Consider the following 240-nt stretch of genomic DNA (forward strand, 5'->3'; position numbering starts at 1 on the left):
GGCTCGGGCTGATCCAGTCGGCAGGCGTTGCCACTCCAGCGCGGTCGCGGTTGTTGATCAGGATGTCGCGCACGTGGCGGTAACGGTGCACGCCCAGCTCCAGTGCTAGCGCACAGGCGGCTTCGAGACGTTCGCGGCCATAGCGACGTGAGAGCGAGAGCAATCCGAGGCACGCCCGATAGCCGTGTTCCGGATGGCGTTGCTCCTGCAGCAGCCGGGTAACAAGCGCGCCGGTTGCCG

General features: G+C 67.1%; 1 pseudogene. It reads right to left on the minus strand.

Annotation, left to right across the window (positions count from 1 at the left end):
- A pseudogene (locus SB753_RS40845) lies at positions 1-240 on the minus strand (IS21 family transposase); the annotation flags it as partial.

Origin of the sequence: Paraburkholderia sp. SIMBA_053 (assembly GCF_046534895.1) — a bacterium.
Taxonomy (GTDB): Bacteria; Pseudomonadota; Gammaproteobacteria; order Burkholderiales; family Burkholderiaceae; genus Paraburkholderia; species Paraburkholderia caledonica.